The organism is Brevundimonas sp. TWP2-3-4b1 (genome assembly GCF_049897665.1).
In the GTDB taxonomy this organism is placed as follows: domain Bacteria; phylum Pseudomonadota; class Alphaproteobacteria; order Caulobacterales; family Caulobacteraceae; genus Brevundimonas; species Brevundimonas subvibrioides_B.
Window position 1 is genome coordinate 1 of record NZ_JAFCWQ010000025.1, and the last position, 23,926, is coordinate 23,926.

The 23,926-nt window shown below is 66.2% G+C and carries 21 protein-coding genes, 1 tRNA gene and 2 pseudogenes; 13 read left to right on the forward strand and 11 right to left on the reverse strand.

The features are described from left to right. Positions 1 to 140: 140 nt before the first annotated feature. Entirely contained in the window at positions 141 to 716 is a 576-nt protein-coding gene (locus tag ACP7A5_RS15270) for an SOS response-associated peptidase family protein (RefSeq protein ID WP_426042714.1), read from the forward strand. 9 nt (positions 717 to 725) lie between these two features. Here the strand turns inward: ACP7A5_RS15270 and ACP7A5_RS15275 are convergent, their stop codons facing one another. From ACP7A5_RS15275 to ACP7A5_RS15285, 3 genes are all read right to left on the reverse strand, one after another. Beyond that, the gene (locus ACP7A5_RS15275) at positions 726 to 1,736 is read right to left on the reverse strand and encodes a hypothetical protein (protein ID WP_426042715.1); all 1,011 of its coding nucleotides are present in this window, start codon (positions 1,734 to 1,736) and stop codon (positions 726 to 728) included. 138 nt (positions 1,737 to 1,874) lie between these two features. Beyond that, on the reverse strand, positions 1,875 to 2,249 hold the full coding sequence (locus ACP7A5_RS15280) for a hypothetical protein (RefSeq protein WP_426038870.1): 375 nt from the start codon (positions 2,247 to 2,249) through the stop codon (positions 1,875 to 1,877). A 56-nt stretch (positions 2,250 to 2,305) separates the two neighbouring features. Beyond that, complete coding sequence (locus ACP7A5_RS15285; RefSeq protein WP_426038869.1) at positions 2,306 to 2,509, reverse strand: DUF1674 domain-containing protein; 204 nt, start codon at positions 2,507 to 2,509, stop codon at positions 2,306 to 2,308. Between the two features lie 132 nt (positions 2,510 to 2,641). Here ACP7A5_RS15285 and ACP7A5_RS15290 point away from each other — a divergent pair, with 132 nt between their 5' ends. The 4 genes from ACP7A5_RS15290 to ACP7A5_RS15305 all read left to right on the forward strand — a co-directional run bounded on the left by ACP7A5_RS15290 (position 2,642) and on the right by ACP7A5_RS15305 (position 5,433). Continuing rightward, positions 2,642 to 3,877, forward strand: a complete 1,236-nt coding sequence (locus tag ACP7A5_RS15290) for an argininosuccinate synthase (protein WP_426042716.1) — start codon at positions 2,642 to 2,644, stop codon at positions 3,875 to 3,877. A gap of 110 nt (positions 3,878 to 3,987) precedes the next feature. Continuing rightward, entirely contained in the window at positions 3,988 to 4,287 is a 300-nt protein-coding gene (locus ACP7A5_RS15295; RefSeq protein ID WP_426042717.1) for a hypothetical protein, read from the forward strand. Between the two features lie 243 nt (positions 4,288 to 4,530). Then, the gene (locus ACP7A5_RS15300) at positions 4,531 to 4,818 is read left to right on the forward strand and encodes a hypothetical protein (RefSeq protein ID WP_426042718.1); all 288 of its coding nucleotides are present in this window, start codon (positions 4,531 to 4,533) and stop codon (positions 4,816 to 4,818) included. Positions 4,819 to 5,025: 207 nt separating this feature from the next. Next, complete coding sequence (locus ACP7A5_RS15305) at positions 5,026 to 5,433, forward strand: hypothetical protein (RefSeq protein WP_426042719.1); 408 nt, start codon at positions 5,026 to 5,028, stop codon at positions 5,431 to 5,433. 166 nt (positions 5,434 to 5,599) lie between these two features. On the opposite strand, the gene ACP7A5_RS15310 is transcribed toward ACP7A5_RS15305, so the two are convergent. Together ACP7A5_RS15310 and ACP7A5_RS15315 are read right to left on the reverse strand one after the other, a co-directional pair. Further along, positions 5,600 to 8,446 carry a M16 family metallopeptidase gene (locus ACP7A5_RS15310; RefSeq protein ID WP_426042720.1) on the reverse strand — a complete coding sequence of 949 codons (2,847 nt, stop codon included), beginning with the start codon at positions 8,444 to 8,446 and terminating at the stop codon, positions 5,600 to 5,602. Between the two features lie 117 nt (positions 8,447 to 8,563). Continuing rightward, a complete protein-coding gene (locus tag ACP7A5_RS15315; protein ID WP_426042721.1) occupies positions 8,564 to 9,460 on the reverse strand; it encodes an isoaspartyl peptidase/L-asparaginase family protein in 897 nt (298 codons plus the stop codon). Between the two features lie 133 nt (positions 9,461 to 9,593). Between ACP7A5_RS15315 and ACP7A5_RS15320 the strand changes: the two genes are divergently transcribed. Both ACP7A5_RS15320 and ACP7A5_RS15325 read left to right on the forward strand, forming a co-directional pair. Beyond that, positions 9,594 to 10,322, forward strand: a complete 729-nt coding sequence (locus ACP7A5_RS15320) for a 2OG-Fe(II) oxygenase (protein WP_426042722.1) — start codon at positions 9,594 to 9,596, stop codon at positions 10,320 to 10,322. Positions 10,323 to 10,357: 35 nt separating this feature from the next. Beyond that, on the forward strand, positions 10,358 to 11,359 hold the full coding sequence (locus tag ACP7A5_RS15325; protein ID WP_426042723.1) for an NADPH:quinone oxidoreductase family protein: 1,002 nt from the start codon (positions 10,358 to 10,360) through the stop codon (positions 11,357 to 11,359). Positions 11,360 to 11,494: 135 nt separating this feature from the next. On the opposite strand, the gene ACP7A5_RS15330 is transcribed toward ACP7A5_RS15325, so the two are convergent. Next, complete coding sequence (locus tag ACP7A5_RS15330) at positions 11,495 to 11,899, reverse strand: YkvA family protein (RefSeq protein ID WP_426042724.1); 405 nt, start codon at positions 11,897 to 11,899, stop codon at positions 11,495 to 11,497. Positions 11,900 to 11,956: 57 nt separating this feature from the next. Between ACP7A5_RS15330 and ACP7A5_RS15335 the strand changes: the two genes are divergently transcribed. Together ACP7A5_RS15335 and ACP7A5_RS15340 are read left to right on the forward strand one after the other, a co-directional pair. Continuing rightward, positions 11,957 to 12,739 (forward strand): SDR family oxidoreductase, encoded by a 783-nt coding sequence (locus ACP7A5_RS15335; RefSeq protein ID WP_426042725.1) that lies wholly within the window; start codon positions 11,957 to 11,959, stop codon positions 12,737 to 12,739. Between the two features lie 63 nt (positions 12,740 to 12,802). Beyond that, positions 12,803 to 12,877 (forward strand) — tRNA-Gly (locus tag ACP7A5_RS15340). A 185-nt stretch (positions 12,878 to 13,062) separates the two neighbouring features. Here the strand turns inward: ACP7A5_RS15340 and ACP7A5_RS15345 are convergent. The 3 genes from ACP7A5_RS15345 to ACP7A5_RS15355 form a co-directional block, all read right to left on the reverse strand. Continuing rightward, positions 13,063 to 13,446 (reverse strand): hypothetical protein, encoded by a 384-nt coding sequence (locus tag ACP7A5_RS15345; protein WP_426042726.1) that lies wholly within the window; start codon positions 13,444 to 13,446, stop codon positions 13,063 to 13,065. A gap of 531 nt (positions 13,447 to 13,977) precedes the next feature. Continuing rightward, positions 13,978 to 14,805 (reverse strand): hypothetical protein, encoded by an 828-nt coding sequence (locus tag ACP7A5_RS15350; protein WP_426042727.1) that lies wholly within the window; start codon positions 14,803 to 14,805, stop codon positions 13,978 to 13,980. Between the two features lie 57 nt (positions 14,806 to 14,862). After that, the gene (locus ACP7A5_RS15355) at positions 14,863 to 15,972 is read right to left on the reverse strand and encodes a toll/interleukin-1 receptor domain-containing protein (RefSeq protein ID WP_426042728.1); all 1,110 of its coding nucleotides are present in this window, start codon (positions 15,970 to 15,972) and stop codon (positions 14,863 to 14,865) included. Between the two features lie 84 nt (positions 15,973 to 16,056). Here ACP7A5_RS15355 and ACP7A5_RS15360 point away from each other — a divergent pair, with 84 nt between their 5' ends. After that, complete coding sequence (locus tag ACP7A5_RS15360) at positions 16,057 to 20,079, forward strand: helix-turn-helix domain-containing protein (protein ID WP_426042729.1); 4,023 nt, start codon at positions 16,057 to 16,059, stop codon at positions 20,077 to 20,079. Next, on the forward strand, positions 20,069 to 20,449 hold the full coding sequence (locus tag ACP7A5_RS15365) for a hypothetical protein (protein ID WP_426042730.1): 381 nt from the start codon (positions 20,069 to 20,071) through the stop codon (positions 20,447 to 20,449). Before ACP7A5_RS15360 ends, ACP7A5_RS15365 begins: the two co-directional genes overlap by 11 nt. 520 nt (positions 20,450 to 20,969) lie before the next feature. On the opposite strand, the gene ACP7A5_RS15370 is transcribed toward ACP7A5_RS15365, so the two are convergent. After that, positions 20,970 to 21,581: a hypothetical protein gene (locus tag ACP7A5_RS15370; RefSeq protein ID WP_426042731.1), complete on the reverse strand. Its 612-nt coding sequence runs from the start codon at positions 21,579 to 21,581 to the stop codon at positions 20,970 to 20,972. A gap of 189 nt (positions 21,582 to 21,770) precedes the next feature. Between ACP7A5_RS15370 and ACP7A5_RS15375 the strand changes: the two genes are divergently transcribed. After that, positions 21,771 to 21,917: a hypothetical protein gene (locus ACP7A5_RS15375; RefSeq protein ID WP_426042732.1), complete on the forward strand. Its 147-nt coding sequence runs from the start codon at positions 21,771 to 21,773 to the stop codon at positions 21,915 to 21,917. A gap of 632 nt (positions 21,918 to 22,549) precedes the next feature. On the opposite strand, the pseudogene ACP7A5_RS15380 reads toward ACP7A5_RS15375, so the two are convergent. Then, positions 22,550 to 23,317: pseudogene (locus ACP7A5_RS15380) on the reverse strand (IS3 family transposase); the annotation flags it as partial. Between ACP7A5_RS15380 and ACP7A5_RS15385 the strand changes: the two are divergent. Further along, positions 23,267 to 23,818: pseudogene (locus tag ACP7A5_RS15385) on the forward strand (IS630 family transposase); the annotation flags it as partial. The pseudogenes ACP7A5_RS15380 and ACP7A5_RS15385 overlap by 51 nt on opposite strands. Positions 23,819 to 23,926: the final 108 nt, after the last annotated feature.

Below are 23,926 nucleotides of genomic sequence, written 5' to 3' on the forward strand. Positions count from 1 at the left end.
CTTACGATCGGTCGGGCTCAGATGCACGGTGACGCCTGTACGCATCCCGCAGACTCGCACGACGCCACGCCCCGGGGAATCCCACCTCAGACTCTTATGTCCCGATCATTCCACTAGGCGGTCGTGACTGCTGACACAGCATGATGTGCAACCGCTTCGTCCCGCCCCCGACGCTCGGCACGATCGATGACGAAATCCGCCAGCTGGGGCTGCCTCTCGAGTTTCCGGCCGGGCGACCGAACATGCCGCCCGAGTATGCCATCGGAGACAGTCCGCCCGTGGTCCTGCGCGCCGGCGAAGGCTTGAGCCTCGCGCCCATGACCTGGGCGTGGAAGGGGCCGGGCGGGAAGCCGGTGTTCAACTTTCGCTCCGACGGGCGGACCTTTGACCAGTCGGAGCGGTGCCTGATCCCCGCCGCGGGCTTCTTCGAGTTCACCGACGCCGAGCCGGGCCACAAGCGGAAGACCAGATGGCGGTTCGACCTGATCGACGCGCCGTGGATGTGGATGGCGGGGGTCGTCAGACAGGGCGCCTTCGCCATTCTGACCACCGGGCCGGGGCCGGACGTCGCGCCGTATCACGACCGGCAGGTCTGTGTTCTGGCGCCCGGTCAGGCGCTGGAGTGGCTGGACCTGACTCAGGCAGAGGGGGCGTTGTTGCGGCCCCTGCCGGCCGGGTCGCTGTCGGTGCGCAAGGTCTATCCGGAACGGGCCTGATCCCGGGGGTCAGCCCCGTTCGCCGGGCTCCTGACGGTAGGTGTAGCCGTCGCCGGTGTCGCCGGGAGGCAGGTCGCCGTAATAGCCTTGCGGCGGCTGCACATAGACCGGGGCCGGTTGATAGACCTGCGGCGGGGCGTAGGCCGGCTCGGGATAGGACGGCGGGCTGTAGTGGACCTGCGGCGGGGCATAGTCCTGGTCGTAACCGCCCTGGGCGTAGGGGGCGGGCTCCAGGGGCGAGGCCTGATAGGGGACGGGCGCATAGCGCGGGCCGTCGTCACGGCGATCGGAATAGCGGTCGCCGCTGCCGTATCCGCCCTGATAGCCGCTGGAATAGCCGCCGCCGTAGCGGCTGCTTTCGCTGTAGCTTTCGCGCACGCTGTAGGACGCGCCGCCCCGGCCGCCGGAATAGCCCTGCTCATAGCCATGGCCGCCGTGACCCTGGCCGTGGCCGTGGCCGTGGCCGTCGCGGCAGTCGCAGGCCGGGGGCGGAGGGGGAGGGGGAGGCGGCGGAGGAGGGGGCGGATAGCCGCCGCCGCAGTTGTCGTAGCAGGGGGCCGGGCGCAGGCCGCAGCAGCGGTCGGTGGTCACGTAACGGCGACCGAACCCCTGGGCGACATAGCCGAACGGCCGGCTGGGACCATATCCGGGCCCGCGAACCACCACCGCATATCCGGCGCCGCCGTAGCCGTAATCGTAGTCGCCGCCATAACCCCCGCCTGTCGAGATCACGCCGCCATGGCCGCCGCGCCCGCTGATCGCGCCGACGTCATAGGCCCGGGCGTTGATGTAGGCGCCGGCTCCCGCGCCGGCATAGGCGCTCGCATTGGCGTTGGCGTTGACGTTGACATTGATGTTGCCGCCGCCGCCGTCGTGGCCGCCGCCCCCGCAGCCTCCGCCGCAGCCGCCGCCATAGCCGCCACCGCCGCCGTGCTGGCCGCCGCCGCCACGCTCGCTCGCCAGCGCCGGCGAGGCGCCGAGCAGCAGGAGGGCGGTCAGGATCGAGACTAGGGTTTTCACTGGGCGGCTCCGCGACGTTCGAGGCCACCCTAGGTCTTCGCGCGCGGAAGGGTTCCGGATGCTCCCCGGGAGGGAGCAATCCGCTCAAGACGTGGTTAAATCTCGCTTTTCTGGCGTGAAGCTGGCGTCTTCAGCCCCTCAGCGGTGGGCCCCGCGCGGCGCACGATCGTCGTTGTAGCCATAGACGTCGTGATAGCCGCGTCCCGGCGGGCTGGACCAGCGGGTCCACCGGTCGGAGCGGTTGCTGTGGCCGTACCGGCCGCCCCGGTCGTAGGCATGGCCGTACCGGAGCGGCGGACGATAAGCGCGGGGATCGCCGTATCCGGCCCCGTAGCCCTCGCCGTAGGACTGGCTGTGGCCGCCGTAGCCGCCATACCCATAGGCGACCGGCCCTCCATACGGCTGGCCGTAAGGCGCGGGCTGAACGCTGTAGCGGGGCTGGCCCCAGGTCTGGGCGTCGGCCGCGCCCGGGAGGACAACGGTGGTGAGGATGATCAGGGCGAGGCGACGCATGAAACTCTCCGGCAGGACGAAAAGGTTAACACCGTTCGCCCGGATTTGTTCGCCCCTCAGAAATCGACCGCGAGACCCTTCTTCTCCCAGTCGCCGTAGCGGGTCGGTTCGGGGCCGGTCGGGCCGCCGTGCTCGGTCGCCGGCGCCAGCGCCCCGGCCTTCGCGCGACGTTCGGCGGCCTCGGCCAGGGCGCGTTTGGCGGGCTCGCTGAGGACCCGTTCAGGCGGGACGTCGGACGGCGTTTCAGGCGTGTCGGTCATGTAGACGGACATAATGCGCGGCGACGCGATGCGATAGGCCGGCGTCCGCCACAGTCTCGCCCTTGCATCGCGGGGCGTCAGGCCGTTTAAGCGCCGCCAAATCCTCCCACGCCGTTCTGCGAAAGAGCCCTCATGGCCAAAGCCTCCGACAAGCCCGTCAAGAAGGTCGTCCTGGCCTATTCCGGCGGCCTAGACACCTCGATCATCCTCAAGTGGCTGCAAACCGAATACGGCGCCGAGGTCGTGACCTTCACCGCCGATCTCGGTCAGGGCGAAGAGCTCGCCCCCGCCCGCGAGAAGGCGCTGAAGATGGGCATCAAGCCCGAGAACATCTTCATCGACGACCTGCGCGAGGAGTTCGTGCGCGACTTCGTCTTCCCGATGTTCCGCGCCAACGCACAGTACGAGGGCGACTATCTGCTCGGCACCTCGATCGCGCGTCCGCTGATCGCCAAGCGCCAGATCGAGATCGCCCGCATGGTCGGCGCCGACGCCGTCTGTCACGGCGCCACCGGCAAGGGCAACGACCAGGTCCGCTTCGAGCTGGGCTACTATGCGCTGGAGCCCGACATCCGCGTCATCGCCCCGTGGCGCGAGTGGGAATACCGCTCCCGCGAGGCCCTGATGGACTTCGCCGAGAAGAACCAGATCCCGATCGCCAAGGACAAGCGCGGCGAGGCGCCGTTCTCGGTCGACGCCAACCTTCTGCACTCGTCGTCGGAAGGCAAGGTCCTCGAGGATCCGGCCGTCGAGGCCCCCGAGTTCGTCCACCAGCGCACGATCAGCCCTGAGGACGCGCCCGACAAGGCGACCGTCATCACCATCGGCTTTGAAAAGGGCGACGCCGTCTCCGTCGACGGCGTGGCCATGTCGCCGGCCACGATTCTGACCAGGCTGAACGAACTGGGCCACGATAACGGCATCGGCCGCCTCGACCTGGTCGAGAACCGCTATGTCGGCATGAAGTCGCGCGGCGTCTATGAGACACCCGGCGGCACCATCCTGATCGCCGCCCACCGCGGCATCGAGTCGATCACGCTGGACGGGGGCGCCATGCACCTGAAGGACCAGCTGATGCCGAAATATGCGGAGCTGATCTACAACGGCTTCTGGTTCTCGCCCGAGCGCGAGATGCTACAGGCCGCCATCGACCTGTCGCAGGCGAAGGTCTCGGGCACGGTTCGGATGAAGCTCTACAAGGGCAATGTCGCCGTCATCGGCCGCGAGAGCGCCAACAGCCTGTACGATCAGGATCTTGTGACCTTCGAAGAGGGCGTCCAGGCCTACGACCACAACGACGCGGCCGGCTTCATCAAGCTGAACGCCCTGCGTCTGCGGGTCCTGGCCAAGCGCGACCGCCGCACCTGAAACCAGGGAGGCGCCTGACGAAAGGCGCCTCTTCGGCCCTTTCAGCGAACACGGTCTTGCGCAATGAAGGGTTCGGGGACATCGTCCGCCTTTCTTTCAGGGAGGGTCCCATGCGCAAGTTCGTGTTCCTGGCGGTCGCCGCCGTCCTCGTCGCCGCCAGGCCTTCGCTGGCGCAGACCGCCATTCCGGCCGTGATCCCGGTGGCGTCGGCGTGGGTGGACATCCCCGCCCTCGCCCCGGCGGTCACCGACCGCGACACCCGCGCCCTGATGAACCAGGAGATCGTCCAGGCGATCGTTCAGGCCGACGGCGACCAGGATCAGGCCCGACGCGCCATATCGGCCATCGTCGCCCGCTACCAGGAAAACGCCCAGGCCCAGGGCGCACGGACCCGGCCGAGCCCGAAGTAGGACGGCTTCACGCAATTCGACTTGAGCCGGCGACGATTTCGCGACACGGGACGACGGTTGAACCCGGGAGAGTCTGAATGTCCTTCCTGTCCCTCCCCCTCCCCCTGTTCCTGCTGATCGGCGTCCTTTCGTCTTCGCCCCAGACCGAAGCGGCTGCCGTCAGCGCTTAGACGGCTCCCGCGACGCCGGCCGAGGCTCCGTCGCCGGGTGAGGCGGCGTTCGAGGCGACCGCCGAGGCCCGGAGTGAAGGTGGAGGCCATGCAGGCGGAGATGCAGACGGCCGTCGCCGAGGCGGACGCCACCCGACGCGCCGCGTCGCTGGACGCCATCGAAGCGCGCTATCAACCCGACGCCGACGCCTTCGCCACGGCGTTCGAGGCCTTCATGAATCAACAGATGGCCGCGGCGCCCGAGACCGAGCGCGCGGGCATGCTCGCAGGCCTGACCCAGGCCCTGCCGCAACTGCGTTCGGTCCCGCGTCTGGTCCGGACCCAGATTGAACAGGCCGCGACGGCGGCCCCGGCGCCCTGAGCCCGCCTTACCGCGATTTCACTTGAGCTGACGGGCGGTCGGGCGGACCTTGAGTGCGAACTCAAGGAGCTGCCCGCCATAATCCGCGCCCTCTCGCTGTCCGCCGCCCTCGCCGTTCTGCCGCTGTCCGCCGCGCTTGCCGCCGAAGACCCTCAGACGGCGTCGGAAGCCGCCATCGAAGCCGCCGCCGGGGCCTTCGAAGCGCGGATGGAGGCGTTCGGCGAACGCGCCGAAGCGATCTCCGAGGACAAAAGCCTGACCGAGGCCCAGCGCGAGGCGCGGATCGCGGCCATCTGGACCGAATACCAGCCGGAGATCGCGGCCTTCACGGCCGAGGTCAGCCGCCACGCCGGCCAGATCGCCCAGGAAGCCCTGGCCAATATCGACGTCGAGGCCCTGGTCGCCGATGCGATGAACGACCCCGAGGTGCAGGAAGCGCTGCGCACCGCCCCGGTTCTCGCCCAGGGCCTGGTCACGAACGGCGCCTGGGCCGCGAACGACCCGGAACAGATGGTCACCTATGGCCTGATCGCCCAGTACGCCCTGGACCAGGCCTCCGACGTCGTGGTGGCCGAGGAAGCCGATGCCGCTGACGACAAGGCGAACGCCGACTGAGCGCTGATTTTCCCTCCCCGTCCGGGGAGGGGCGTCGCGCAGCGACGGGGTGGGGGCGGCAAGGCGATGCGGACACAGGCCGTCGCAACATCGCCTTGCCGCCCCCACCCGGCTTCGCCTTCGGCTCAGCCTCCCTCCCCCGAGGGGGGAGGGAGACCTTTTCCCCCTACCTCAGCGCTGCGTTGTCGAGGTTCAGGGCCGAGATCGGGATGACCTCGACGTTGGGGTGTTTCGCGCGCAGGGCGTCGATGAACCGGGCCGCGTCGCCGACGATGACCAGGCTGGCCCGGTCGACCGGCAGGTGTGCGGCGAAGGCCTCCTGGACCGCCGCGCCGTCGATGGCCTCGACCTTGCCGACATAGGCCGCCAGATCGCTCATCGGCAGGTCGTAGAGCGCCAGGTTGGCGACGAGGCCGCCCAGGCCATCCACGGTTTCCAGCGAGTCGCCGAAGGCGCCGGTCAGGATGGCCTGACGCGTGGTCAATTCCGACGCCGTCGGCCGGGTGGTCGACAGGCGGGTGATCTCGGCCAGGATCAGGTCGGACACCTCCACAGCCGCATCGTTGCGCGTCTGGGCGCTGGCGGTGAACAGGCCGTCCTCGCGGCGCACGCCCAGCGACGAGCGTGTGCCGTAGCTGAGGCCGCGCTTGATGCGGATTTCCTGGTTCAGGCGCGAGGTGAAGCTGCCGCCCAGCAGGGTGTTGCCCAGCGTCAGGGGGAAGTATTCGGCGTCGGTGCGGGACACGCCGCGCAGGGCGACCGTCACCGCCGCCTGGCCTGCGCCGGGCTGGTCGATGACAACGACGCGGGGTGGCAGGGGTTGGCCGAGCGGGGCGACGCGCGCCTCGGCGGTGCTGTTCGTGTCGCGCCAGTCGCCGAAGGCCGATTGCGCCAGGGCGCGGGCGTCGGTCTCCGAGATCGCGCCCGAGAAGACCAGTGTCGCTTCCGAGGGGCGATAGCGGTGCTGGTGGAAGGCGGCCACATCCTCTCGGGTGATGGCGGGGATGCTGGTCAGGGTGCCGGAGCCGGGGGCGCCGTAGGCCGCGTCGCCATAGATCACACGGGCGGCGGCCTGGGATGCGACCGGACCGGGCGTGGCGAGGGCGACGCGCAGGCCGTCCAGGGTCTGGTCGCGCTGGCGGTCCAGCTCCTCCTGGGCGAAGGCCGGGTTGCGCACCAGATCGGCCATCAGCGCGACCGTCTGCGGGAAGACGTTGGCCGGGGCGTTGGCGTAGATGTTGGTGAAGTCAGGCCCCGAGCCGGCGCCGATCGAGGCGCCCAGCTGCTCGATCTCCGTGGCGATCTCGGGCGCGCTTCGGGTCGCGGTCCCCTGGGTCAGGAGGGCGGCGGTCAGGGCGGCGACCCCGGCCTTGCCGGCCGCCTCGTCGCCGGAACCGGCGTCGAAGTTCAGACGGGCGGAGACCAGCGGCAGGCCGTCCTTCTCCACGACCAGCACGCGCAGACCGTTGTCGAGGCGGAAGTCCGCGACCGGCGGGGTGGTCGGGGCGACCGGATTGGTCGTCGCGGGAAGGGCGGCGCGCCCGGATTCCGGCAGCAGGGTGAAGACCTGACCCACGGGGGCGAGGTCGGCCAGGGTCACCGGGGCGGTGATCCCGGTCTGCTGCGCCGTCACCGGATTGGCCTCGTCGGCATTTAGGTAGCGCAGGGTCACGGCTCTCTGATCGGTCAGATAGCGCCGGGCGACGCGCTGGACCTCGGCGGCGGTGACGGCCTGGATCTCGGCGATCTCGCGATCGGCGGTCGCGGCGTCATTGGTGTTGATCAGGGCCCAGCCGAGGGCGCTGGCGCGATCGTCGATGGTCTCGCGACCGCGCAGGGCGTCGGCGACCAGCTCGTTCTTGGCCTCGTTCAGCTCGGCGTCGGTGACCGGCTGGTCGCGGAATTTCGTGATTTCGGCGTCAATGGCGGTCAGGCCCTCGTCGACCGTATGGCCGTCCGACATGATGACCTGGGCCATCAGATATCCGGCCTGCTGCGAGAAGTCGGGCGAGGACCCGGCCTGGGCGGCAATCTGCTGCTCATAGACCAGCGAGCGATACATCCGCGAGCTCTCGCCCGTGGACAGGATGCCGTCGAGCACGGTCAGGGCGGCGCGATCCGGGTGGCCGTAAGGCACGGTCGGCCAGGCGCGCACCAAAGCGGGCAGCGGCACGTTCGGAGCGTGGACGGTCATCTCGCGCGGGCCGGTCGGCTCCGGCTCGGAGGCATCCGTGACCTCAAGCGGCCGGTCCGGATTGGCGATCGGCGCCATATAGCGGTCGATCCAGCCGTCCAGCTCGGCCTGGTCGAAATTGCCGGCCACGATCAGGACGGCGTTGTCGGGGCGATAATAGGTGGCGTGGAACCGGCGCACGTCCTCGATGGTCGCGGCGTCGAGGTTCTCGATCGAGCCGATGGTCGAGCGGCGATAGGGGCTCTGCTGGAAGATCAGCATTGGCAGGAACAGGCGCATCCGGCCGTAGGGGTTGGCCAGCACGCCCTGACGGTACTCCTCCTTGACCACGTCGCGCTCGCTCTCGAACACGCTCTCGTCGACGACCAGAGAGCCCAGACGGCTGGCCTCGGCGAAGATCAGACGCTCCAGGTGATTGGCCGGGATGGTCTCGTGATAGGCGGTGACATCGTCACTGGTGAAGGCGTTGTTGTTGCCCCCCACGTCCTCGGTCAGGCGGTCGAAGGTCTCGTCCGGGAAATCCTTGGTCGCCTTGAACATCAGGTGTTCGAACAGGTGGGCGAAGCCGGAGCGGTCCTGCGGGTCGTCCTTGGAGCCGACCCGGTACCAGACCTGGACCGTGACGTTCGACGTCGTCGTGTCGCGCGCGGTGTAGACGTCCATGCCGTTCGGCAGGGTGCGTTTCACAAAGCCCAGCGGCGGCACCTCGATGGCGGCGGGCGGCGCCCCCGCAGCGTCCTGGGCCATGAGAGGCGAGAAGGTCCCGAGAGCGGTGACGAGGGCGATGGCGGCGACGGCCGACTTCAGGCGGGATTTCATGAACGGACTCCGGAGTTGCGGAGCGACCGTATCAGGCTGGAAGACCGGCGTAAGTTACGGCGCTGTAATGTGGGGCGTGCGTTTTCCCTCCCCCGAGAGGGAGGGAGAACGCCCGCGCTACTTCCCGAACACCCCGACCCCGACCTCGCCGTCCGGGGTCAGCCAGGCGCGCTTCATGCCCTGGGAGTTGAAGGGATCGGCGCGGTGGCCCAGCGCGTCGAGCGCGATCAGGCCGCCGTCGCCGCCCATCGCGCCGATGCCGGCGATGACCGCCTGTCCGGCCTCGATGATCGAGGCGCCCGCCTCGACCCGCCAGTCCATCTGGGCGGCGGCGGCAGTGCGGATGAAATACTCGCCCTGGCCCGTGCAGGAGACCGCGACCCGGTCCGTGGCCCAGACGCCCGCCGCCGGGATCGGCGTGTCGCCCACCCGCCCCGGCAGCTTGCCGAACACGCCGCCGGTCGAGGTCGCGGCCGCCAGATGACCCTGGATGTCCAGCACGCAGCAGCCGACCGTCCCGTGGCTCAGCGCCGGTCCCACACCCGGACCTTGGCCCGGCGGATGGTTGTCCTCGCCCTGGCCGGCGCGGGTGAACCAGGCTTCGGGATCGTCGATCGGCTCCAGGCCGTGTTCGCCCGCGAACCGGGCCGCCCCCGACCCGGCCAGCAGCACGTGCGGGCTGTGATCCATCACGGCGCGGGCCGCCCGGATCGGGTTGCGATAGCCCTGGAAGGCGGCGACGGCGCCCGCGCGGCGGCTCGGCCCGTCCATCAGGCTGGCGTCCAGTTCGTATTCGCCGGCCAGATTGGGCGAGGCCCCGCGACCCGCGACATAGAGCCCGGAATCCTCCAGCAGGACCAGGGTCTCTACCGCCACGTCGAGCGCCGGGGCGCCGGCCTCCAGCCGCACGCGCATGGCCTCGACCACCTCGCGCATATGGGCGATCTCGGCGGTGTAGTCGCGGCTGCGACGCGCGCCGGCGCCGCCGTGCAGGATGAGGGCGGGTCGGGTCATGGCGTTTCTCCTTGGGCCGCTCGTCCACCCTTCCATGGAGCGGTTCGACTGGCTAGCGTCGGGGGGCGATGACACGGGGCCCATCCTGTGACAACCGTCGCCGCACGACAGGCTGACCACAGGGCGACGAGACGTGGCGAAGATCGATCCGGGGCTGAAGGGGGGCGACATCCGCCCGGCGTTCAATTCGTTCAACCGCGTCCATATCCCGGGCTTCCTGACGCCGGACAGCGCCGCGACCCTTTACGAGACCCTGGTCGCCGAAACTCTGTGGGTCTGTTCGACCATCAGCGGCGGCAAGAACGCCGACATCCCGGTCGAGACCCTGGAGGCCCTGACGCCCGAGCAGTATCGCCAGTTCATGGCCGTGGCGCACACGGAGACCTCCAGCGGCCTGCACTTCATGTTCGACACGGTGCGCATCTCGACCGACATCGAGAACGGCAGCCCGGTGCGGCCGGTCTATCGCGCCTTGCACGAGATGCTGAACAGCGAGGCGTTTCTGGGCTTCGTGCGTGAGGCGACGGGCGATGATCGGCCCCTCTATGTCGACAGCCAGGCCACGCGATTCCAGCCGGGCCACTATCTGAACCAGCACAACGACGCCCACGACAGACGCCAGCGGCTCTATGCCTATGTCCTCAGCCTGACGCCGGACTGGCGGGCGGACTGGGGCGGGCTGCTGGCCTTTATCGACGACGACGGCCATGTGTCCGAGGCCTATACGCCCAGGTTCAACGCCCTGAACCTGTTCACCGTCCCCTACGAACACGCCGTGACCTATGTAGCCCCGTTCGCCGGCGGCAACCGGCTGTCGGTCACCGGCTGGATCCGCCAGGAGAAACCTGTTTCCGCGGCCTGAGCCGCTCTCTCCCCATCACCCCTGAAAGGCATTTCATGCGCGCAGTCCTGTCCAAGACCGTCGGCGGCCCCGACAGCCTCGTCGTCGAGGAGGTGCTGGATCCCACCCCCAAGGCGGGCGAGGTCATCATCGAGGTCAAGGCCGTGGGGGTGAACTTCCCCGACACCCTGATCATCGAGGACAGATACCAGTTCAAACCCCAGCGCCCCTTCTCGCCCGGCGGCGAGGTCGCGGGCGTGGTCGAGGCCGTGGGCGAGGGGGTCAAGGGTGTCTTCAAGGGCGACCGCGTCATCGCCATGCCCGGCTGGGGCGGCATGGTCGAGCGGCTGGCCGTTCGCGCCGAAACGCTGATCAAGATGCCGGACGCCATGTCGTTCGAGGAGGCCGCCGCCCTGATCATGACCTACGGCACCTCCTACTACGCCCTGAAAGACCGGGCCCAGCTGAAGGCCGGCGAACGGCTGCTGGTGCTGGGCGCCGCGGGCGGGGTCGGCGCCGCCGCCGTCGAACTGGGCAAGGCCATGGGAGCCCTGGTGACCGCCGCCGCCTCGACCAATGACAAGGTCCAGTTCGCGCTCGAGCTTGGGGCCGACAACGGCCTGATCTATCCGTCGGGGCCGATGGACAAGGCGGCCCAGAAGGAGCTCTCGGGCGAATTCAAGCTGGCCTCGGGCCGCGACGGCCCGGACGTGGTCTATGACGGCGTCGGCGGCGACTATGCCGAACCGGCCCTGCGCTCGATGGACTGGAACGGCCGCTATCTGGTGGTCGGCTTCCCGGCCGGCATCCCGTCCTTCCCGCTGAACCTGACGCTGCTGAAGTCGGTGTCGGTGGTCGGCGTCTTCTGGGGGGCCGCCGCCGCGCGCGATCCCGAGGGGCACAGGGCCAATGTCGCCGACCTGATGAAGTTCTGGGCCGAGGGCAGGATCAAGCCGCGCGTCAGCCGCACCTTCCCGCTGGAACGCGCCCACGAGGCCATCCAGGCCCTGTCCGACCGCACGGTCATGGGCAAGGTCGTGGTGACCGTCGAGAGCTAGAAATCCTCCCCCGTCGGGGGAGGTGGCGCGGCGCGGCTTCGCGACGTGACGGAGGGGGGCCGCCCGCACGCAGGGTGTCTGGAGCCGGCCCCCTCCACCGCGAAGGCGCGGTCCCCCTCCCCCGACGGGGGAGGATCAGCGCAGGCGGTCGAGAGCCTTCTTGGCCGCCTCGCGGTGCTTCTTGCGCACATTGGCGCCCAGGGTGGCGATGACCGCCGTGATCACCGCCGCGTCGTCGGTGAAGCCGATGCCGGCGAGCACGTCCGGGATGGCGTCGAGCGGCATGACGAAATAGGCCAGCGCCCCCAGCATGATCCCCTTGGCCGCCATCGGCGTCTCCGGGTCGCGCGCGGCGTAGTAGACGGCGACGACCTGGTCGGCGAACGGAATACGTGAGGCGACCCGGCCGAGCTTGGGCCAGAAGCCGGTGCGCACCCGCACCTCGTTGACCTTCTGGACCGAAGGCACGAGCGCCCTGGCTGGATCAATGGCGTCTTCCGGGGTGATCGGCCCCGACGCGGGTTTGGCTTTGGCGGTCATGGCGGCTAAATCCCCGCGGCAATCAGAAGTTCAAATCAGAACATAGGGACGAATTCCATGAAACTCGACGGGTCGATCGCAGTAGTGGTGACAGGCGGGGCTTCGGGCCTGGGCGAGGGGACCGCGCGCGCCATCGCGGCCACGGGCACCAGGGTCGCCCTGTTCGACCTCAACGCCGAAAAGGGCGAGGCGATCGCGAAAGAAATCGGCGGCATCTTCTGCTCCGTCGACGTCACCGACGACGCCTCGGTCGCCGCCGCCTTCGAAAAGGCCCGCGCCGCCCACGGCCAGGAGCGGCTGACGGTCAACTGCGCCGGCATCGCCACCGGCATGAAGACCGTCTCGCGCAAGAGGGACACGGGCGAGATCAAGGCCCACGACATGGCCCAGTTCGAGCGCACCGTCCGCGTCAACCTGTTCGGCACCTTCCGTGTCCTGAGCCAGTCGGCCGCGGGGATGTTGACCCTGGAGCCGATGGAGGACGGCGAGCGCGGCCTGATCGTCAACACGGCCTCGGTGGCGGTCCAGGACGGCCAGGTGGGTCAGGCGGCCTATGCGGCGTCCAAGGGCGGCGTCTACGCCATGACCCTGCCGGTCGCCCGCGACCTCGCCCAGGAAGGCATACGCTGCAACACCATCCTGCCCGGCATCATGTGGACCCCGATGATGGCCGGCATGGACCAGAAGATCCAGGACGCCCTGGCCGCCCAGATCCCCTTCCCCAGCCGCCTGGGCAAGCCGGCGGACTACGCCAGCCTCGTGCTGGAGCTGGCCCGCAACGTCTACATCAACGGCGAATGCATCCGGTTGGACGGCGCAATCCGCATGGCGCCGAGGTAATTTTCGAAAAGGGTCTTGCGAGACGCTGAACGTCTCCGCTATAGGCCCGCCTCCGACTGAAGTGCGGGCGTAGCTCAGTGGTAGAGCACAACCTTGCCAAGGTTGGGGTCGAGAGTTCGAATCTCTTCGCCCGCTCCAGTCGTGTAGGACGGCCCAACTCGTTGGACTCCGTCCTAGAAAAGTGGACTCCCAGCCCGCGATCGCGGGCTGGGACCAGTTCGACAAGTGATGTCGCGGCTCCAGTCACAGGTCGGTTCTGCGCCAGAAACGGACGCTCGCTCTTGTCCCGAAAGCAGATTCCCGCAGGCCGACCGTGGCGCGGCCTAACGATCAGCCGCGGATAGGGTCTCCAAGGCAAGGCTGGCGAAAATCAAGAATGGCTCCAGCCGCTCGCTGTGCAGCACGAGAATCCCGTCTTCATTGGCAACTGACAGCCCCGACCTAGCCACCCAATCGAGAAGCCGGTTGGGTGCAAGATCCTGCAGATAGAAGCGTACCAACGGATGAGGCCTAGAGTGATGGGCACCGAGGACGCCGCCGTTGCAGCTGAGGAACGGGTGCGCGCCTGACGCGATAAGGGCGACCGTCGCTGAGGCAACGCCGACGTCTAGATGCCACAGCGCTTCCACATCATCCTGAAGTTTCCGGCTTGCGATGAAGGCCCGTTCTGCCTCGCTGGCGTCCTCCTTCTCGCGGAACTGACGCACGACGAAGCTTGAGTAAATTCTGAAACCCGCGGCTCCGCCACCGTGCACTCATGTTCCCCTGGAAGCCGAGGAAGAGCTTCAAGCGTGCGGGTACCTTGTTGCGGTGACGCGAGAATTGGGGATGGCGCAAATCCTCGAACCAGGCGAATGCCCCTTCATCCAGTGCCGCCGTGACGGACAACCCCGGGTGGTCAGTCACGGCTAGGCTCAGGACTCATAGCCACAAGAGCACGGTCGCAAGTGGGCTTGGGTCATCGGTCTCTCCTGGCGGAACGCCTCGATGGAATGCGAAAAGTGGCGGAGTACGATACGGGGAGGTCTTCTGCCGTAGGCCTACGGTCGTGTGACCGAGGTGGAGATGACCCTAGATAGACGTTTCCCGGACATCCGCCGCGCGTTTCGAAGACCGCTCGTGCGGTCGAAATGATGGATTCGTAGACCTTTTTTTGCGGCGGGCCTTCGGCCCTCGCGCGGGCCGGACATTCGCCGGACATGACGGCGCCGCCGATGGGGGCGGCGCCGTCGCGGGCTCTAAACGGCAGCCGCCGACGCGGCGGCGAGGGGACCGGCCGCATGTTCGATCCTTGTGGCCAGGAGACACCGATCCGACGTCAGCCAGGCCCACAGCGTCCCGGTGAGGACTGCCTCCTGGGGCGACCAGACCTGTCCTAACGACGTGCATTCGACGAAGCGCGTGTTCCAGACCAACGCGCCGCTGAAGCCCTTTGGATTCTCTGGCAAGGGTTCCGCGCCCTCGTCCACGGTCTCGGCGGCTTCAGGCAGGTACTCCAGCGCAAAGTGGTACGCGGGGTCGAAATGCTCATGCGTGACGAGCCGGCCCTCCGGCGGTGGGGCGACCTCTTGGGTCAGGTAGGGGGTGCCCGGCGTGATCATCAGCTTTCCCGCCGGCGAGAAATAGTGTCGCGACCCGGCAAAGCCGATCAGGAAGAACAACTCGCGCTCGAACGGCGCATGGGCTTGCGCCACCCGGCTTTGCGGAAAGGCCCAGGCCTTATGGGGCGCGTGGTTCCAGACATGATCTTCGAGCGGCGAAGCGGCGACGTCGATGGGCAGGGGGGCGGCGTGGAACGGCTGCGTCACCCGGTAGTAGTTGTCGGAATCATGGAAGCGGTGGGCCAGACTGTGCTGGTTGAGGGTCGTCGCCACGTGTTGAGCTGTCACCAGCAACCTGCGTCCATCGTGCTCGACGTAGCCTCCCGATCCGATCAGTTCGCTCGTCTCATCCTGGAGAGCGCTGGTGATCGGCGTCACGCACGGTTTAACGTGCTTCAGCATCGCCCGGCTGACCTGTCTGTTCATGTCCATCCACGCGGCTCGCGCCGCCTCTTCGTCTTGCATTGTTGAATTCTCGTCGGGGTCTGCCGCGTCAGGCGCAGGGAGGGTGTGAGCGGACGCCTATTTGATCCGAAGGCGGTGAAGGAGCTGGGCGAGGGCGGCGTCGTACGTCGCCGCATCCGTGAAGTCGGCGTAGAGCTTGCCTTTTAGGAAGGCCGGGATCTCGCACTTCTCATAAAGCAGGGGCAGGACGACGACTTCGCCGCCCTCGATCTCGCGGGTCATGGCGATCTCCAGCTCCTTGTTCACCCATTTGGCGTTGATCGACTCCGAGGACAGGACGACGGCGATGAAGCGCGACAGCTTGAGGCCTTCGGCGATCTTCTCGGACAGGGAGTCCCCGACAAGGATCTCGGCCTCGTCGAACCAAACCCGCACGCCGGCCTGGACCAGATCGTCGCGGAGCTTCCGGACGAACGGCTTGTCCGCTTTGGTGTGGCTCAGGAAGACCGGGTGATAGCGTTCCCGCGACGGGTCGCCGGACGCCAGCGAGATCGCCGACGTAATCAGCGCATTGGCTGAGGCTTCGGACGTCGGCGGCGTGAGGATCCACCCGCGGGCGTCTCCCTCGGAAAATGCGCCGCCGAGGCTGTAACCCTCCGGGGTGGTGGCGATGCTGGTCAGTTCCGCCGGCGGCGCCGCCAGGCATTGGGTCCAGCCGTTTTCGTCGGCGAGCGAGCGGAAATAGCCCGCGAAGGGCGAGGCGTCGTCGATCCAGCCGAGACTGCGGCCCTTCTTGGTGCGCAGGTCCGCCGCGTTAACCGCGGACTCAACCGCGTCGCAGACGAAGCCGAGGTGCGTCGAACGCCAGCGGAAGAACTTCTCCCGCTTCGGGTCGGCCAGACACCAGACGACCGTCGCGCCGGCCTTCATGGCCGCCAGAAGTTCGGCGGTCCTGTCGGCGTGGTCGAACGCGTCGTCCAGGTCGTGATCGTTGTTCGCCTGCTTCAACGCAGACAGTTCACCGACCTTGTCGGAAAACGGCCCCGCCATGCCGAAGAGCATGTGGGAGTAGCTCTTCGGGTCGATGACGATTGTGTCGTAGTCATAGAGGCTGAACGCCGCCTTGCTGGCTTCGATCGAGGCGCGGCACAGGCCGAGGGTTTCGATCTGGACGTTCTCGATCGGGGGGCCCGAATACGACAGCCCTACCGTCAGCACACGCTTCATCTATCGCTCCTCGCCGGCTTCCGCCACGTCATACACATTTGAAGAGTATGGACTCCTGAACCAAATCCGTCTAGTGTGTGCGACATGACCGAGCGCGATTCACCTTTCCAGGCCATGGGGCTGTTGCTGGCGGAGGCGCGGGCCGCCAAAGGCCTGAACAAGCAGGCCGACTTGGCCGCCGCCCTTGGTGTCAGTCAGCAGACGGTCAGTCGATGGGAAGCCGGCACCAGTCGCCCGAGGGCGCAGCAACTGGGGCCGGTGGCGGAGTTTCTGGATATCCCGATCGACGCGCTCAGGCGCGTGGCGGGCTATGACGCGCCGGCTGTGGCGACCTTTGTCGCCCCTTTGCCAACGCACCAGCTGACGGCCGATGCGTTCGAGCAGTTCACGCGTGAGCTCATTCAGGCGGCGCATCCCACCTGGACTGTTCGTCGCGCCGGCGGACCAGGCCATACGCAGTACGGCGCAGATGTCGTGGCGACGACCCCTGACGGCGCGGTCGTAGACTATCAGTGCAAGCGGGTTGAGCAGTTCGGTCCGTCGCACGTCACGGCGGTGGTGAAGGCCTACCAAGGGCAGGCGGAGCGACGCGTGCTCGTTCTAAGCCGGACGGCCAGTCCCGATACGGCGCGGGCCCTCGCAGATCATGACCACTGGTCACTCCTCGACCGTGACGATCTGTCCAGCCTTCTTCGGACCCTGCCGGTCGCCGAGCAGGATCGGCTCGTCGACATCTTCTTCCGCGGTCAGAGGCTGGCGCTGTTGGGGCGGAGCGAGCCCGGACCCTGGCTGACGACCGAGGAGTTTTTCCGACCCTTCCTTCAGGATGGATCCGCCTTCAGCCACGGGTGGGATCTGATCGGGCGTGACGCGGAACTTATGGCGATCACCGATGCGGTCACGGCGCAGCATGCCCGGGTGACTCTGGTGACCGGGGCCGGCGGGATGGGTAAGTCGCGGGTCTTGCGCGAAGCCATGGCTCGAATCCAGGCGCTAGAACCGCGCGTGTTCCTGAGGTTCCTTTCGGGGTCGGAGGAGGTCACGCGAGAGGCGATCGGTCACCTCGGCGCCGGACCCAAAATCATCGTCGTGGACGACGCCCACGATCGTGACGGTCTCGCCGTCGTCCTGCAGTACGTCGCCGATCCCGACAATGACGCCCGTCTCGTTCTGGCCAGCCGGCCTTATGCCGTCGACCGGATCCAGCGCTCGGCTGCAGTCTCCGGACTGGCCGACATCGTCACGATCAATCTCAACCTCCTGCCCAAAAGCGATCTCCAGGATCTGGCGGGCAGGGTTCTCGCCGCCTTCGGCGCGCGTGATGACTGGGCCGAGGATGTCGTGCGGATGGCGGGAGGGTCGCCGTTGATCGCGGCCATGGCCGCACAGGCCTTCGCGCGGGAGCCCATGGCGTCCGAAAGGCTGAGGGGGCAAGCCGGTCTCCGCAACCTGGTCTTGGGCAAGTTTGAGAAGGTCATCACCGGGGACCTGGAAGGCACGTCAGACGCATCGGTCAACCGGGCCGTCTTGCGCGTTCTCGCCCTGGTTCAACCCTTCCACCCCGGCGACAATCAGTTGATCGATCTTCTGGTGGCCACCACGGGGTTCCAAGCCTTCGATATCGAGCGCGCCTTAAAGACACTGGTCAGCGGCGCCGTCGTCCTGAAGCGTGGGCATCAGTATCGGCTGATGCCCGACGTCCTGAGCGACTATCTCGTCGATGAGAACTGCCTGACGTCCGATCACAAGCTGTCGCGGTTCGCCGATGAAGTGATCGCCGCAGCCCCGCCCGCGATCTTGGCTCACGTCCTCGTCAACCTCGGGCGGCTCGACTGGCGGGTTCTCGACGGGGATACGACCAACAGCCGGCTTCTCGCGACCGTATGGCGAAGCTTCGAGACGATCACGACCGGCTATGACGACCGCCTGGACGCGATCAAGTCCGTTGCGATTTTCCAGCCGAGGCAAGCCCTCGACTTCGTCGCAGGACGGGTCAGCGCCGGCGAGACCTGGTCCGTCCTCGCTGACATCCTGCGAAACATCGCCTACAGCGGCCACGCCTTGGAGGAGGTCGCCGAAGTCCTTTGGCGGATGGGACGCGTCGACGAGCGCGACACCGGGCCAAATCCATCCCACCCTCTGCGGGTTCTGATCGAACTTGCGGCGTTCCAGGATCGCAAGCCGCTATCCTTCAATGAACAGCTCCTGGAGTTTGCGCTCGCCCGATCGGCCGAACCAGAGAGCTGGTCGGGGTCACATACGCCGCTGGACCTGATGAAGCCCTTCCTGAGCGCTGAGGGCATGCTGACGCGGTCGGACCAGTTCACAGTCACGCTGACGCGATTCCTTCATCACTATGAGGTCGTGCAGCCCTTCCGCGCGCGGGTGGTCGAGCGATTGTTCGAGCTCCTTCGCGATGGAAATCTCCGGGTCGCGCGACTGACTGGGGTAGCCTTCGCTGACGCTCTGAGAGGGCCGTTCGGCCTCCTGAACAGCGAGACGCCCAAATCAGTGATCGAGACCTATGAGGCGGAGTTCGATCAGACTCTGGCCCGCTTGCGCAAGGAGGTCGCCAAGGGCTTGCCGGCCTCGACGCTTCTGGCGATCGCCGCCTCTGTGGTCTGGCATGTCCGACACGGCGGCGCCAACGCCAAGGCCGCGGCCGCCGTTCTGAAGGCGATGCCGAATGATCTCGACTTCCGTACGCGAAGCGCCTTGGTCGATGGTTGGGGCAATATCTTCGTTAAGGCCGCCAACCCGGGGCGTTGGCGCGACCAGCTCCAGATCTGGATCGATCCCATCGCGGCCGACATACTTGCGGCCTACCCGGAACCGGAAGATCGGCGGGCCTATCTCGAAGCCGCGCTCGACGAGATGAACGCCTCCGGTCATCCACTCTCTTCCGCTCATGTGCTGATGCAGACCGTGCTTCAGGACCAGCCGGCGTTCGCCCGCGCCTTGATCAGGGACGCCGAAGCTCGGCCAAGGTCGGCGACCGCCAGCTTCTGCGCCGGCGCGCTCTCGACCCTGATCAGGCATGACCTGACGGAGGCGCGGATCGTCGCCCGGCGCTGGCTTGAATCCGCCAACCCGACCCTGCAGCGATCGGTTCCCAACGCCTATGCAGGGGAGGGCGGTCGCATCCAGGACGATGATGTCGCCATTATCCGGGAAGTTCTTCAGCTCGGCGATCCGCACGCGGTCTCGTCGGCGATCCGCGCCGTGTGGACCTGGCAGGCCTTCGACCGCGCCAGAATGATCGATCTGGTGCTGGCCGCTCGTATCGGGGACGATGTCCATCTGCTCGACGAGGTCGCCATGGTCCTCTCGGGGATTGATGAAGACGAGAAGGGCACGCTTTCAGAGGTCCAGGCTGGAGCCTTCCTCGCACTGGCCGAGCCGATGCCCGAGCTGCGCGGGCATTGGATCGATGAAGTCTTGGCCGAGGCCTCATTCCGCTTTCCACGGCCAACGGCCAGGTTCTTCATGGCCCGCGTCGAACGAGCGGCTGCGACAGAGAACTATAGCTTCCGGGCCGCCAACCATGGTCCTTATCGCCAGACCCGCCTTCGCTTCCTGGAGTCTCCCGAAGGGCTCAGCATCCTCTCGGAGGTCTGGTTCTGGTTGCTCAACAACAGCGATCGAGGCTTCTATTTCGACCACGCTGCAGAGCAGATCTTCGATGCGATGTTCCTCTTCGCCGACGATGTCCTAGTGCAGTTCCTGGAGCCAAAGCTCGCCGCCGCGGCCGAGGCCGAGTTGCGTTTGATGGGGTCGTTGCTGGCCCATGTCAGGCACCGCTTCGTGTTCGACCACACGGGCTTTGTCGTGCAGTTGCTGGACCGCTGCCGCCCGTTCGGGGCGACCCTCGTCAAGTCCATGATCACCGCGCTTTACAGCTCTGCGACCTCTGGCATGCGATCAGGTATGCCGGGCAAGCCGATGCCGCGAGATCTTGAGGACCGAGCGCGGTCAGAGGAGGTCCTTTCCAAGCTCTCTCGGATGTCGCCCGCTTACACCCTCTTCACCTACATCAGAGACTCCGCCCGGCGAGACATCGATCAGGCCGTTGAGGAGGGGCGCGCTATGATGGAGCTTGGGGATTAATGGTTTTGCCGGCCAGAAGCGACGCTTTGTGATGGAGGCTGAAGAACGTCAGAGGCGCTCACGCATCGTCGTCAGCGAGTACGAAGGCATTCAACCGCACTACGTCGCCTTTTACATCGAGGCGATCGTCTACGCGGCCGAGCGGGGGACAATCGCATCCGACCGGTTCACCAGCCTCAGTTCGGCTGGCGGGCCGTTTTACCTGTTCGCTCAGGCCGCACTGGAGGCCTGTCGCATTCCGATCGGTAAGCGTGCGGCTGCCCATGCTCACCCAGGCCAAGATCGCCGCTGTGAATGTCCTAAAATCGGAGGCCTGCGAATGACCGCTCATGGCGCTTCTGCGACATTGGGGGGCGACCGCTGTCCGTGACACAAAGCGGGGGTTTGAGACCGCTCTCGGTCGTCCTGCACGGACGCTTCCACAAACGCATCCCCAATAACGACCGATTTACTGGAATTCAGCGTTAGTATTCCGCTTCCCGCGTAGGGAATCACCAACATAATGCACACGCCTGGGTCATCCGGGCCTAGAACGACGGTGGCGGTTTTTCGCTGCGACCTGAGCAGGGAGTTACCCCGATGAAGATCGGACGTAACGCCTCAACTGGTCGGTTCACGCCGATCAGCACTGCCCGGCAGCGCCCCTCGACCCACGTGGTCGAGACGGTGAAGCCGGCACCCAAGCGGGGCAAGTGAACCGCAGGGTCGACAGGACGGCTAGCGAGATGCGGCCGGCCTGACGAAATAGGAGGGAGAGGCGGCCCAATGCTGCCAAGGCTAAAGCCGTCTCCCCTCCCCCTCGTCACCTTCGTGACCTGCCATGTGTGACGCGAGCCGCAGCGTTGGACAAGGCGAGCAGCGCTAAAAAGTTGGTCTAGCCCGACTGCCACTCAGAGTGTGGCCGCGATGTACTCAGACGCCAATGTAGTCAGGTCACCGAACGTCATTTCGTCAACTTCCAGCCGAAGGTCCAAACACAGGGCGGGCAACACAGCCTCAAAACCCTGAAATTCGGCTGCCATAGCGCGCCCTCCGGGAACAGTTTTCGATCGACTCTGGACTCGTAACCATCCAGCAACGGCCTCAATGCACGCTCCCGGATCGTTTCTATGCGCTCGAATATCCTGGCCTGACAGGTCCGAGATCGAGCGTCGGTAGCGATACTCGTCGAAATCCATCACAAGGCAACGCTTACGTTTCTGCGCCTCGTCACCGAAGCTCTTGGCCCCCAAAAACATGCCAAGTTCCAATGGCATATTAAAGCGGGGCAGCGGCGGATCCCCATCGAGCTCGGTGCGAGAGATATCGTGTATCCCGTATCGGCATTGGTCGATTATGTCCGAGATGGCTGACCAGCGAGTGAGGCTTGTATCGTCAACCTCGCGAGAGCATCGGGCGCGGAAGCCAGACCGAGTGATGGCAAAAACGATCGCCCTGAACATGACCTGGTAAGCAGCGTCAAACGGGCAGTTGATGAAAACATCCCGAGTGAACGCCACCATTATTTTCTTTTCGCCGGCTCAAGACGGCTGTTCGCAATTGTTGTGCGGACTTCGCGGGAGGTAAAGTGTTTGGGTTTTTTGGATGACTCCAGAACCGTCACCCCGTCCGAGGTTCTTCCGACAGTCACGTAGCGGCCGGAGACTGCGTTTCGGCCTTTCTTTGAACCATGTGCGGGGGGTGACTTCGCCATGGCTGTGAAGATCATGCATGCTCGGCCGTTGCGCAAGCCGGAGGAACAGGATGACGGAGCCGGCCGTCCGACCAAAGCGGCACATCGATCCGCTCAAGCCGAAATGCCAGATTTTCACCAGCAGTTTCAGTTGCTTTGCCTTTGACCGGTCAAGCGCTATTTTTCGTAATGGAAACAGTAGGTTATTTTAAATTTTAACTTGCGTGGAGGCGCTTGTTGGGTCACGGTAAGGCATGGAAAAGCTTACGCCTGCGACCCCGCCGCTGATGCGGACGGACGAACTGATCGGGGAGATTTCTCACGCTATCGGTAGTGGTCTGGTCTCGCAGGAGGCTGTTCGCGCATGCCTGTATCGCCTTGGCGAGCTCGTTCGCGACCAAACCGCCGCTGGCCGCAAGGTGGACGTCGAGTGGTTTGGCTCCTTTTCGCGCTCTACGTCGGGCCAGGTAGTCTTCGACGACACTGAGGATCCTTGGTGGACAGCACAGTCGAGACTTGGGCTGCAGTGACGTGCAGCAGACTGGCATCATAGCTCCCGCATCAGTCAGGAGGCGGCCTTCGTTGGGATTTGCGCCTTCGACGCGAGTGGCACCGCAGGTCCGGCCCCATGAGGAAGCCCTGAATTAACGTCTCGCCGACTTAGGCAGTGAAAGGTGCCACCAATGAAACGGTACCTGTTCGAGTTGACTGCCTGGCTGCCGCCGAAAGGGGTCGAGTGAGGTGGCGCCGGTTCTCCACACAGGTTGGCGGCTTGGCTAAGGTCGGTTCAGGTTCAGATCATGTCGCCAGTTTGTGCTCAGTTGTAGCCCTATCCGGGGCGAGCCCCGGATGGGGCGGCGCCTGGATTTGCCCATAGGCCTCGTCGGGGGTTGCCCCGGCAAGAGCCGAGTGAGGTCGGGTTGTGTTGTAATAGCCGATCCATTTGGTCAGCCCGGCCCGCAGCTCCGATCCGGTTTCGAAGACGTTGATGTAGACGCACTCGTATTTCAGGCTGCGCCAGAGCCGCTCGATGAAGACGTTGTCCATCCACCGGCCACGGCCGTCCATCGAGACCCGCACGCCGGCGTCCTTGAGAACGTCGACGAAGCGGGGCGAGGTAAACTGGCTGCCCTGGTCGGTGTTGAAGATTTCCGGCGGCCCGTAGCGGGCCAGAGCCTCCTCCAGCGCGGCGATGCAGAACTCCGCGTCCATGCTGTTGGACAGCCGCCAGGACAGCACCTTCCGGGTCGCCCAGTCCATCACCGCCACCAGGTACAGGAAGCCACGGCGCATCGGGATGTACGTGATGTCGGTGCACCAGACCTGATTGGGCCGGTCGATGGTCAGCCCGCGCAGCAGGTACTTGTAGGTCCGGTGCTGCGGGTGCGGGATCGTCGTGCGCGGCTTCTGATAGATCGGCGCCAGGCCCATCCTGGCCATCAGTCGGCGCACCCGCATCCGGCCGACCATGTAGCCTTGGCGACGCAGATGGCGGGCCATCTGGCGTGAGCCGTACCAGGGCATCTCCAGGAACGCCTCGTCGATCAGCCGCATCAGCGCCAGGTTCAGCTGGGTCGCGCCGGGACCATGACCCACGACTACAAACGCCACGGCACGACCACCCTCTTCGTCGCCTTCGATGTGCTGGAGGGCAAGGTCATCGGCCGCTGCATGCAGCGCCACCGGCATCAGGAGTTCATCCGGTTCCTAAACGCCGTCGAGCGCGAGGTCCCGGCCGGAAAGACCATCCACGCCATCCTCGATAATTACGCCACCCACAAACACCCCAAGGTGATCGCATGGCTGGGCCGTCATCCGCGCTGGACGTTCCACTTCACGCCAACGTCGGCCAGCTGGCTCAACGCCGTCGAGGGCTTCTTCGCCATCCTCACCAAGCGCCGCCTCAAGCGCGGTGTCTTCAAAGGCGTCGTCGATCTCCAGGCCGCCATCAACCGCTTCGTCATCGATCACAATCAGCAGCCCAAACCCTTCGTCTGGACCGCCGATCCAGACAAAATCATCGCCGCCGCTAACCGCGGGCACCAAGTGATGGAATCAATCCACTAGGGCTGGTGGGCGTACAAGTCATGCCGCGGTTTTCGTCGCTGTTCAGGCTGACCAGCAAACCGTTCTGGGCGAAGTGCGCGCTGGCCATCATGCATACCTGATCAGGAA